8 protein-coding genes are annotated in these 11728 nt (G+C 47.5%); 6 read left to right on the top strand and 2 right to left on the bottom strand.

Going from position 1 to position 11728, the window contains the following annotated elements; translation table 11 throughout:
- Nucleotides 1-46 precede the first annotated feature (46 nt).
- Together MY523_RS06770 and MY523_RS06765 are read right to left on the bottom strand one after the other, a co-directional pair.
- Complete coding sequence (locus tag MY523_RS06770; RefSeq protein ID WP_250658032.1) at nt 47-1465, bottom strand: sensor histidine kinase; 1419 nt, start codon at nt 1463-1465, stop codon at nt 47-49.
- The gene (locus tag MY523_RS06765; RefSeq protein ID WP_250658786.1) at nt 1462-2151 is read right to left on the bottom strand and encodes a response regulator transcription factor; all 690 of its coding nucleotides are present in this window, start codon (nt 2149-2151) and stop codon (nt 1462-1464) included. Before MY523_RS06765 ends, MY523_RS06770 begins: the two co-directional genes overlap by 4 nt.
- A 363-nt stretch (nt 2152-2514) precedes the next feature.
- On the opposite strand from MY523_RS06765, the gene MY523_RS06760 reads away from it, so the two are divergent.
- The 6 genes from MY523_RS06760 (at nt 2515) to MY523_RS06735 (ending at nt 11689) form a co-directional block, all read left to right on the top strand.
- Nucleotides 2515-3873, top strand: coding sequence for an MATE family efflux transporter (locus MY523_RS06760; RefSeq protein ID WP_250658031.1), 1359 nt, complete (start codon nt 2515-2517; stop codon nt 3871-3873).
- Nucleotides 3874-4204: 331 nt separating this feature from the next.
- Entirely contained in the window at nt 4205-6076 is a 1872-nt protein-coding gene (locus MY523_RS06755) for an IucA/IucC family protein (RefSeq protein WP_250658030.1), read from the top strand.
- Nucleotides 6063-7973 (top strand): IucA/IucC family protein, encoded by a 1911-nt coding sequence (locus MY523_RS06750; protein WP_250658029.1) that lies wholly within the window; start codon nt 6063-6065, stop codon nt 7971-7973. The genes MY523_RS06755 and MY523_RS06750 overlap by 14 nt, the downstream gene beginning before the upstream one ends.
- A 98-nt stretch (nt 7974-8071) precedes the next feature.
- Nucleotides 8072-9445, top strand: coding sequence for an AMP-binding protein (locus tag MY523_RS06745; protein ID WP_250658028.1), 1374 nt, complete (start codon nt 8072-8074; stop codon nt 9443-9445).
- Nucleotides 9446-9479: 34 nt separating this feature from the next.
- Entirely contained in the window at nt 9480-10817 is a 1338-nt protein-coding gene (locus MY523_RS06740) for a DUF6005 family protein (RefSeq protein WP_250658027.1), read from the top strand.
- A 2-nt stretch (nt 10818-10819) separates the two neighbouring features.
- Nucleotides 10820-11689: a sugar phosphate isomerase/epimerase family protein gene (locus MY523_RS06735; RefSeq protein ID WP_250658026.1), complete on the top strand. Its 870-nt coding sequence runs from the start codon at nt 10820-10822 to the stop codon at nt 11687-11689.
- Nucleotides 11690-11728: the final 39 nt, after the last annotated feature.

The following is an 11728-nucleotide window of genomic DNA, read 5'->3' as shown; positions in this document are numbered from 1 at the left end:
AACTGTTACTATTTCAAATAAGTTTCTACAGGTTCGTAGCAGCCTATCAGGCTGGCAAAGTAATCCGCATCTCTAAGCCGATCGATGCATGATTCGCCGCTTTTATGCATCCGCCTACCGCTTCCAGTTGGCGTCTGGCCAACGCAAGCCCCAAACCACAACCGCCGTTCCAGGTTTGTTTAGTTTGGGAATGACCATCTTCGAGGACCATGTTTTTAGGCGCTGCGTTATCACGGGCTATCTCGTTAGCCGCATCATTACGCGATTTCTCTACCCGAAAAAATGGTTTGAAGATATCTCGAATATACTGTTCGGGGACACCAGGCCCCTCATCCTTAACTAATATCTCAAAACCCGCCTCATAGCCCTCAATCGTCACACTGACCGTCCCCCCTTCTGGGGTATATCGCAGAGCGTTGCGAATAACATTTTCAAACGCCTGCCCCAGGGCTCTATGACTGCTGTGCGCCAACAATGCGGATGATGGAAACGTAGTCTTGAGAATGCGATCCGGGTATTCAAAGCGAGCGTCACTGGTAATAATTTCTAACAGCTCAACTAAATCCACCTCCTCCTCGTTTAAACGGGGTTTTTCATTTTCAAGCCACGCAAGTGTTAACGTATCATCAACCAGGCCGCGCATATTTTCGGATTCTCGTTTAAGTCGCGCTAATGACTTATCCGGTTTAATGTTGTGCTCAAGGCAATCCACAGCCATATCAATTCTGGCCAACGGCGTTCTCAGTTCGTGAGAAAGATCAGCAATGAGCTGTCGCTGCCTGATAATTAATTTTCCGGTGCGCGCGGCCATTCGGTCGAACGTTGCAGCAAGTGCTGCCAACTCATCATTGCGTCCACCCAGGCACGCTTTCACTCTGACATCATATTGGCCTTCGCTAAACTGGCGTGTCGCTTTCTCTAGCTGCCTCAAAGGCTTCATTACATGCCGGTAAAGCACAATACTCATAACGATCAGCAACACCATCGGCAAACCAAATTGCAGTAAATTTTGAGTGTATTGCAGATAAGCACCCGGCCGCATTCGCTGGGGCAACTGAATTAAAAAGTGGGTATGTCCATCCGAAAACGTTAAGTCCATGATCGGATTTTCTTTAAAATATAGGTGTATTTTCCAGGTGACACTTCGTCCCAAGCGAAACCCTTGCAGAAACTGTTCTGATAGATGCCCATTAGCCAATGGGTTAATTTGAGACGTCACTACTGCCGCCCAGGTATTCTCGCGCTTTTGCAGCGCCTCTAACCAAACAGCCAGTGCGTCTTCGCCTTGCTGCGTGTAAATCCGCTCAGCTTCTTGCCCCATTAACGTCAGTTCTTGTTGATATACCACATCAATAAAACTCATACGCTGTTCAGTGCGCTGGGTTAAAACATCTATAGCCCAGAACAAAAGGACAGTACCTGCGGCAATGGTGTAGCAAAGCTTCCAAAGCAGACGCTTATTCATGCAAAGCAGTAACCTTTGCCGTGAACAGTCGAAAGCCGATCAGCTGCCATACCGGCATCAACGAGCTTGCGTCGCACCCGGCTCAAATGCATATCCAAACTACGGTCGTACTTACTGAACTCGCGCTCCAGTACTAATTGATACAGATACGGCTTGGTGAGCACATCATTTTGGCTATCGACCAATACCCATAACAGCTTGAACTGTATAGGGGTTAGTGTGATAGGTTGCCCATCGAAAGAAACCGTTTGCCTAAGACGGTTCAGCCTTAAACCATCCACCAGAATTTCGGTACTTTGGTTGCGGCGATCCCCTAGCCCGAAAGAGCGGCGTAACAACGCATCAATCCGCAAACCAAGCTCGGTGAAGTTAAAGGGCTTTGGCAAGTAATCATCTGCGCCACTGCTATACCCTCTAATCCGGTCTTCCTCTGCGCCGCAGGCAGTCAGCATCATAACGGGCGTCTGCCGGGATTTACGCAAGTTCTTTAGCACAGAAAACCCGTCCATGGTTGGCAACAACACGTCCAGTAAAATCAATTCGAACTTGTCTTTAATTGCTGCCATTAGCCCCTGCTCACCATCCCTGCATTGGGTGATATTAAAACCACGACCTCGCAACAAATCTGCCAACTGATCATTTAAGGTCACATCATCTTCTATGATTAATATGCGCGCAGAATCCATAGTGGTCATACCAAAGCCTTTTATAGGGTTACCTGTCGAAAATGTGTTGCGTCCACTACCTCTTAAAGATTGGAAAGCGCAAGTCGCGTACCAGCGGACGAAAGTGGAAAAGTAATTTATAGTGCGCACGGTAATACGAATGATAATGATTATCAATACATTTAGAGTTTCTTTATGCTACCATCCACGCCAGCAGTGAAATGTCACAAGTGTAAAGGGTTATTGATCAGGGTATTAGCAACAGATACTATCCACAAAATGAAAACGCCCCCGAACTAAACACGAACCGGAATTAGACACGAACCTGAATTAAACACTGCCCGCGCATTAAATGGCTCATGATCTATTTGGAACGATTACGCAATGAATGAAAAAACGAAGGCAAACCCCGTTCTGAGTGGTTCGATTATCCCTACTTTCTTCTATTACGTCGTGCCCTCCATAATCGGGCTGGTCGCCATCACCACAGCAAATTTGGTCGACGGGGCGTTCGTGGGCAACTTTGTTGGCTCTGAGGCGTTGGCGTCGATTACGTTGCTTATCCCATATTTCACACTATTGTTCGGCATTGCATTAATGATCGCCATTGGCGGTTCTGTTCGCGCAGGAACTTATATTGGTGAAAACAATATCTCCGCAGCCTCTTCCATATTCAGCAAATCATTGATTGCTACGCTGGGGTTCTCATTCATTGCGGCCGTTTTAGGTTTTGTATTCGATAACACTCTTTACTGGGCATTAGGTGCGCCGGAAAACCTGTACCCATTGATGGCCGAGTATTTCCAGATCATCACCTTCGTGCTTATTATTCAGTTAGTCACGATGACTCTTTATTACTTCGTTCGTGCAGATGGGCACCCTGTCATCGCCACCATCGCATTGGTGACTGGAGCCCTGATTAACATTGCTCTCGACGCACTTTTCATCGGCTATTTAGAGATGGGATTAAAAGGTGCGGCCTATGCCACGGCTATCGCTCAAATTATCCAACTGCTGATTTTGCTGCTCTACTTTATAAGTGATGACAAGACGCTTAGCTTTTCATTCAAACAAACTGAATGGCTGGAAATGGCGAAAGCCTCATTCAATGGTTTATCAGAGTTTGTCAATGAGATCTCAGGCGGGCTGATCATATTCTTGTTAAATTGGTTGCTGATCTCCCGTTTGGGCGTCGACGGGGTTGCCGCCTTTACCGTCGTCAATTTCCTGATATTTCTTAGCCTGATGCTCTCTTACGGCGTTGCAGACGCCCTTCACCTGTTGGTCAGCCAAAACTTTGGGGCAAAAAACAGCCTCCGTATCCGACATTTCTTTTTAACGTCTATCGTCTCGGTGTCTGCTATCGGCCTGGTGTTGATCAGTATTTTACTGTTCTGGCAAGAGGCGATCATCCAGCTATTTCTGGACGATAACTCAAAACAAGTGGCCAATATTTCAGCTGAGCTTATTTCGGTAATCTGGCCACTATTTCTGGTCAATGGCGTTAATGTCATGCTGTCATGCTATCTAACTGCCATGCATCAACCAATCCCTTCCACTGCCGTCGCTCTATCACGCAGCCTCTTTTTACCAGCGGGGTTGCTGGCAGCCTTTTACCTGTTACTCCCCGAACAACCTTTCCTGATCGCCCTCCCCCTGGCCGAGTGGACGACCTTCTTTTTTGCCGTCGCGCTTTGTGTGTATTACCGCCCAACCAAGTTGGTGATCAAAGCCTCGGCATGAAGAGGCAAATGATCTAAGAAAACCTTGCACACTTACTGCAAATACCAATACAGCGTATGCCAACGTAACTCAACTGACCCACGCACCTTCTGGGCTGACCGTGACTCACCTCCTGCATGATGAGCCCTACGTGGCATTAACTTTAGCTTTTGTCTTGCCGCTGCTTCACCCCTGAGCTGTTTCAAAACCCTCTCTAAGTAACAAATGTAAATATCTTTGCTAATGATAATCATTCTCATTATATTTGTTTCATATTCTGGTTATTGACATTCTCTGCACGAGAACACTTTGGCGCCACTGGAATCTTAAGAAAATTACAAATAGGAATGATATGAGTCGGTCCGCACAACAAATCGCTGACAGCGCTTCTTTTCAAGCGTTTATGAATTGTTATCTCAGGGAGCTGGATTCAGGCGTTTGGCATTCAGCACAGCATTGGTCGAACCTAACAGGTCTTTCTTTCAATGAAGGTGAAAGCTATGTTATAGAGCTACAACTCCCCTCTCAACAACTGACCTTGGCCGTTGGTGTCGGTTACCGTTCTTTGGTGGGTCGTCACACACTAACCCGCATCTATCAGCAGCCAAACCATCAACTAAGCTGGCAATCGGTTGAATACTTTTCAGTACTGATGCTATTGGTGAATGAAATCTACGGTGCTACAGAATACCGAAATCAACAAGTTCACCTGCAAGATGCGTTAAAAACCAACCAACTGGAGTTGATGGCAAGAATAATTGAGAGCCACCAGGTCATGACTAGATATCTGGAGAGTCGAGCCGATGATAACTCACTGAATAGCGAACGCTTCATTGACTCCGAACAGTCGCTGCTGTTTGGTCATTGGTTGCACCCGACACCCAAAAGTCGTCAAGGCATTCATGAGTGGCAACATCAAGATTATACACCTGAGATGTGTGGTCAATTTCAGTTGCACTATTTTGCGGCCCAGCGTTCGTTGGTTAAACAGCGTTCAATTCTTGGGCAAAGCGCTGAACAGATTATTTTAAGCAACCTAAATGAGACAACACCTGAGTTGAATGATCAGCAAGTACTGCTTCCCGTTCACCCCCTTCAAGCGCAATGGTTATTGCATCAGGATTACATCATCCAATTAATCGAAAACAACCAATTGTCAGACATTGGCCCCCTTGGCCCTCTTTACACACCAACATCCTCGGTCAGGACCGTCTACAGTGAAGATAGCAACCAGATGTTCAAGTTATCCATTCCTGTTAAAGTAACCAACTCACTTCGAATCAACATGCATCACGAACTCGAAGCGGGCGTGGTTGTTGCCAATTTGCTTCGGCTGACTGAGTTTTCCAAGCGTTATCCAACCTTTCAGACCATAAACGACCCGGCCTATATTTCACTCGAACTACCCAACGTTGAGCAGAGCGGTTTTGAAGTCATCATTCGGGACAACCCTTTCAAGCGTAAAAAAAATGACGACCCAAGTAGCAGAGAGCCTAGCGTCCACTCTATTGCCGCCATCACTCAAAACCCGATAGATGAGCAGACACCATCACGGCTGGCAAAGGTAATAATGAAGCTGACCCAAGATGAACAACGCACGACCGAGGCCGTCAGCCTGGAATGGTTTGACCGTTATTGGGACTGCGCCATTGAGCCAGCCATTCGGTTATACGACCAGCATGGTATTGCTCTGGAAGCCCATCAGCAAAATAGTTTACTGGATGTCACCGAGGGTTACCCAAGCCAATACTTTTATCGGGATAACCAGGGGTTTTATCTATCAGAAAGCCATCGGCAATCACTTATTGCTCTCGAACCCAAGGTGCAGGACACGGAAGATCTTTTCTATACCGATGAAATGATCTGCGACCGCTTCACCTACTATCTCGTTGTAAACCAGCTATTCTCCATCATCAACCGGTTTGGCATCGACGACCTGATCAACGAAGCGCAACTGCTAAAAGTCACCAGTAACAAATTGCAGCAGCTACAACCTAGCCTAAAAGGCGTCGGGGTTAGCTTGGTTACGTCCATTCTCAATCGCAGAGAGATTCCCTGCAAAGGTAATTTACTGACACGCATCGATGATGTTGATGAACTTCAGGCGGAGCTGGAGTTAGCCGTTTATACCTCCATCAGCAACCCTCTGCTTGGTTTTGCTTCCAGCCCGAGAGTTAATACCCATATATCTAAAAGTCGTGAGGTTCACCTTGAACCCGCATAAAAAAGCCACTGAAACAAAACCAGAACCATTCGAACAGCGCGTCTGTCGCCAATTGATAGAAGCGCTTTTATTTGAACAGGTTGTCGACTACCAGTACGCGCAAGGCACGTTCAACTTCGTTATGAATCAGGTCTCGTACCAGGCACGAGGAACTATAGCCAGCTTCGGGCGCGTCCGACTGGTAGCGGGAAGTATCTGTTATCAGCAAGGGCCAGAACAAACAGAAGTTACACTACAGCAGCTAATTGATGACTTACCGGCCAACAACGCGATCAAAGAAACGCTCAACAATGAACTTCAGCAGACCATTAAACTATGCCAGTGGAATCAACAACACCTGCTGAAGCCCTCCTCCCGAAGGGCGTTATCCTATCTGGAGCTGGAATCCGCATTGGACGAGGGCCACCCCTATCACCCTTGCTTTAAAGCCAGAACAGGCTTTAGCCTTGAAGATCACGCCTTATACGGGCCAGAATCCGGGAATTCATTCCAGCTCCATTGGCTCGCCATTGACCATAGCCTGTTGCAGCAAGCCCTACCGCAAAAAAACCGCGACTTCTGGCTGGCCGAATTAGGTGCTGAAACGTTGGTCGAACTGGAACTACGACTGTTCCTGGGGTCAGCTGAAACCGCCTATCAGCCGAATCGTTTTAACTTAATGCCCATTCACCCCTGGCAATGGAAGTCGATTGGTCAATCGTTGTTAGGCGAACTAATGGAGCAAGATAAAATTATTCATCTAGGGCCTGCTGGCGATTATTATCAGGCCACTATCTCGGTGCGCACATTAGTCAACGTCACCCACCCCGACAAACCTAACATCAAGCTGCCGATGAATATGGTGAACTCCTCGTCCCTAAGAACCATTGAACCCCACTCGGTATGTACAGCACCCTTCATCAGCCAGTGGTTAAATACACTCATACAACACGATAGGTTCATTCAAGACCGACAACACCTGGGCTTACTGGATGAGTACGCAGGCATTGTTTTGGACGAAAACAAAGCAAAAGAGTGGGTGTCCGACCCGGCATGGGCAAGCAAAATTGAAGGCCAGCTTGCGGTTATCTTCCGAAAGAGCTTAACGCACGAAACCCCGGACGCGCTGAGCGCAGTGCCTTTTCCCGCGCTGATGACCAAAGAACTGGACGAGAAGCCCTTTGTTGATCTGTGGGTCAATGAGTTCGGTATTGATGCTTGGGTTCGCCGTCTAATCGATGTGACATTGATCCCCGTCTGGCACCTGCTGGTACATCACGGTATTGCGCTGGAGGCTCACGGCCAAAATATGGTGTTATTGCATAGAAATGGCTGGCCCGAAAAAGTGGTACTGCGTGATTTTCACGAAAGCCTGGAATATCAGAAAGACTACCTTGCTGAGCCATCACTAATACCGGACTTCGCCAATCTACACTCAGATTACACAACAAAATCAGGCCATCCTGCACCGGACAATCAGTATTTTTGGATGGATTCGGTCGAAGCCCTGCGAGAGCTAATTGTCGATACACTGTTTGTATTTAATCTCACAGAAGTTAGCCATTTATTGAGTGTGGAATATGGCTTTTCTGAGAATAAATTTTGGCAAATTGTTGATGCGCAACTTACCGCCTATGCGGAGGAAGGTCATACCCCTCAAGCCCGAATTTCGGCAATACCTTTGGATGCGCCTTATATCCAAGCAGAATCACTGATTAAGAAAAAACTAAGCGGGCAACGTGCAGGCGAGTTTCACCATACGATCCCTAACCCACTGCGTTCCGGTACGCGTTTAACTCGCAAAACACCACGGCAACCGCCTATTCCAAATACGTCGCCCAGTCCAGATACGTCACGCAGCCAGGCATGTAGTATGCGGCACACAACCAATTCATCAGACCTGCGTGCCAGCACTTAACCGTGCCTAACACAATCACCATAAACCAGTGGCTTTCAGCAGTTTATTCAGCAACTAACAATTCAACGAAAGACAGATTAGAAGAACTCGGAACGACTATGTTTTACATAAATGACGATTACTATACCTCAGACTATGTTGCTCAAAGACACCTTGAATTCAGACGCTCGGACGCACTGGCCAACAACAGGCGCCTGGCTGTTTGTCTGGAAGACGCCGCACAATGGATAGCGCTGTGCTTGTTTATTAAGGAGCAAGGCGGCTCGGTGATGCCGATTCACCCAAGTACGCCATTGGATGCGGCAAAACGCATGGCCACTAGAGCGGGTTGTGAGCAACTTCACTTCAAAGAAATATCCAACATCATTCAGCTGGAAAGCCCCGCCGTAGGAGTAGAGAGCCCCGCCGCAGGAGTAGAGAGCCGCAACCAACCAGATGGCGTACTCATTCAGATGAGTTCGGGAACCACCGGTGAGCCGAAATGCATTGAGCGCAGCTGGGCAACCATTGACGAAGAAATTCAAAGCTATTGCTCTGCTTTTACCCAACCCAACGACATGATGCCGTTAATTGCCTGCCCGGTCACCCACTCTTATGGGCTGATCTGCGGGGTATTGGTCGCATTGGCCCGAGGCCAGCAACCCATTGTCATCACGAATATCAACCCGAAGTATTTGGCAAAACGACTACTCAGCACCCAAAAGCCACTGCTATACACTTCACCGACGATGCTTCATGGCCTGATCCGTTTATTACCTAAAGACAGGAATATCCACGCAGCAATGACATCGGGCACCATTATGCCGAAACAGCGGTTTGAACAACTAGCGCCCCGCATTGATCATTTCTTCCAACAGTACGGCTGCTCCGAGGCAGGTTGCATTGCCATCAACCCAAACATGACCTTAGCCATGGATGTTGGTATCCCGCTACCACACTTAGACGTTGTCGCAGGAGATAGCGCCGATAACCCGGCAGAAATAGTTGTCACCACCAAACAAGGTCAGCAAATCCATACTCAGGATCTTGGCCACTTTCGTTACGATGCCGCCATAGACGGGAATATGCTTTCGTTCTTGTCCCGCCTGGATGACACCATCATAGTGGCAGGCCTGAACGTTTATCCACAAGAAGTGGAAGATGTGATTCTGACCATGCCGGATATCAACGACGCCGTGGTATTTAAAATTGAAGACCCTTATGCAGGTCAACGAGTTTGTGTTCAATACTCTGCCGACACGCCAGTGGAACCTTCGTTAATTCGCCAATGGTGCGCTGATCGCCTTGCTCCATTTCAACTACCTCAACTGCTTATTCAGGTTGAACAGGTCGACCGGCTGGCCAACGGAAAAGTAAACCGCAAACAATTGGCCATTCAGTTTGCGAATCAACAACGCGAAAACAGGCCAGCACAAATAGAACCCGTAGCCCAAAACATGGCGCCTGAGAAAACTGACACCGCAGCGGTTTAACTATACCTCAGCAGATTAACGATAGAGACAGCCCATGAAACATCAAGACATAATAAACGCTATCCATCAGGTACTATGCGATACCATGTTCATTCCACAAATAAACGCATTCCATGAAGAGGCTCGCCTTAATGAAGATCTTTACTTGGACTCCGTGCTGGTATTGGAACTTATTCTTAATCTGGAAACTGAACTGGGTTTTGATATTCCTGATGATGCCTTGAAAAAAGACGACTTCGATACCGTTGCCAGTTTGGCTACCTTTTTGAACAGACGCATCACCGGAAATTCGCTACCAGAATCTGAAATGGAAGCTGAGCCCGCGAGCACCGAGCCGTCGGAAGAGTTTGAAGATATTAAAGTACATTGTTTTGTCAGTTGTATCTGTGAAATCGTCAAAGCTGACCCGCGTGTTGATCATCGTCCATTTTATTTTGGTGTGTGGGATGCGGAAGTTGTGGTTGATGAACAATTCCGGCTTTCCTACCACTCCGAAGAGATCAATCACGATTTCTTCAAGCGCTGGTATCAAACACTGTACGGCGTGAAAATGCACTCCTGGTATCAGGATCACGCTAGCAAAGCTGAGAACATCAACAGCCTTCTCTCTTTGCTGCACAATAAACCGGAACAGCGCAGGGTCATGGTGATGCTAGACATGTACCGCTTGCCGGAACGTGAAAACAAGTTCAATCAAAACCCCTTCCCTCATTACGTTTTATTGGAAGAAACAGACGACCCCAACACATGGTTCATGACCGACCCGGATTTTCGCTGGGAAGGCCCATTACCCAAGACGAGAGTCCTCAATGCCATTGAGTCTCCAGCGGTATCTGGCGGTTACTACTTCGACGGCGACGACATTCGACCCACAGACCGCCAAAGCATTCACGATTACTTCATGGCCTGCATTAAGCCTGATCACAACCCTATGACTTACGCCGTTAGAGCCATCATCAGCGCACACCTAAGCCCTGATAAAAACCTGGTATTAAGCGACCTGTCAGATGCTTTGAAACAGATTCCAGTATTAGCCATTCGGAAGTACGCATACGAACACGGGTTTGCTTACTTTTGGCGAGAAATGAACTTAGACGACGATGTGTTTGAAGCCTGGTGCGTAGTTATTGAGGCACTGGTTGAAACATACACGTTGATCCAGTTCCGGGCCATGAAAATCGCTAAGTCAGGCACTATTGAGAACGTTGACCCACAATTGGTCAGTGAAGTGTACAGCTTGCTCGATCAACAAGACGAACGCGAACTGCATATCAAGAAACACCTGATTGAAGCCTTCGAACAATGGAAATCACTGCACTTAGCGCCTAACCAGCTAGCCGCTCCAGTGGTGAATCTTGTGGAGGAGGTATAAGCATGAAACTATCAATCTGTACCATCTCGTTCCGTCATCAACTCACCTCAATTGATCAGTTGGTCAACTGGGCCAGAAGCAACCACTTTCATGGTATCGAGCTTTGGGGCGTGCATGCCAAAAACCTCGCTGAGCAACCGAGTTACAACAAAGAGTGGCTGGCCGGATTCGGGCTTCACGCATCAATGATCAGCGACTATTTACCGTTACAGGGGGCTGAGCAAGAAGCCTTTAGTAAAGTTCAACAACTTTGCATGTTAGCCAAACACTGGGGGGCAAAAAAACTTAGAACCTTCGCGGGCGGACAAGGTAGCGACGAAGTAACCAAAGAAGAGCGTGCAGACATTACCGCTCGTTTAAGAAATATTTGCCACTGGGTTGAGCAGCACGGTATTACTCTGATTGTAGAGGTGCACCCAAAAACGTTGGCTGATAATATTGAATCGACCTTACAGCTAATTGACGAAGTTGGTCACCCTAGCCTGAGAATTAACTTTGATGTGTTGCATGTCTGGGAGTCAGGAGCAAATATCATAGATGCCTTCGAAACACTTAAGCCTCATATTCAGCACTTCCACTTGAAGAACATACGATCAGCTGAGTTATTGCATGTGTTCTCACCTCCAAACGTCTACTCCGCTTCAGGCTCTCGTGAAGGCATGGTGTCAATTTTTGAAGGCGCTGTAGATTACCATGAGTTTCTGGAGTATCTAATATACAACCAGACGGCACCAAATGGCCTCGACATTCGCGATATGGATGCCTCACTGGAGTGGTTCGGCAACCAATGCAAAGAAACTCTGAGCCAGGATCGATATAAGATTCAGCGGTTAGAGCAGCAGTGCCAACACCCCTTTCGTATCGTCGGATAACATACGTGCAGAGCGAATGGCTCCGCACCTTTTTTGGCT

Origin of the sequence: Alkalimarinus coralli (assembly GCF_023650515.1) — a bacterium.
GTDB lineage: Bacteria > Pseudomonadota > Gammaproteobacteria > Pseudomonadales > Oleiphilaceae > Alkalimarinus > Alkalimarinus coralli.
The sequence above is the reverse complement of the archived record's forward strand: the minus strand, read 5'-3'. Positions and strand labels throughout refer to the sequence as shown.

Coding starts and splice junctions, on each gene's coding strand:
- MY523_RS06770 (WP_250658032.1), bottom strand. CDS start 1,465: ATGAATAAGCGTCTGCTTTGGAAGCTTTGCTACACCATTGCCGCAGGT.
- MY523_RS06765 (WP_250658786.1), bottom strand. CDS start 2,151: ATGGATTCTGCGCGCATATTAATCATAGAAGATGATGTGACCTTAAAT.
- MY523_RS06760 (WP_250658031.1), top strand. CDS start 2,515: ATGAATGAAAAAACGAAGGCAAACCCCGTTCTGAGTGGTTCGATTATC.
- MY523_RS06755 (WP_250658030.1), top strand. CDS start 4,205: ATGAGTCGGTCCGCACAACAAATCGCTGACAGCGCTTCTTTTCAAGCG.
- MY523_RS06745 (WP_250658028.1), top strand. CDS start 8,072: ATGTTTTACATAAATGACGATTACTATACCTCAGACTATGTTGCTCAA.
- MY523_RS06740 (WP_250658027.1), top strand. CDS start 9,480: ATGAAACATCAAGACATAATAAACGCTATCCATCAGGTACTATGCGAT.
- MY523_RS06735 (WP_250658026.1), top strand. CDS start 10,820: ATGAAACTATCAATCTGTACCATCTCGTTCCGTCATCAACTCACCTCA.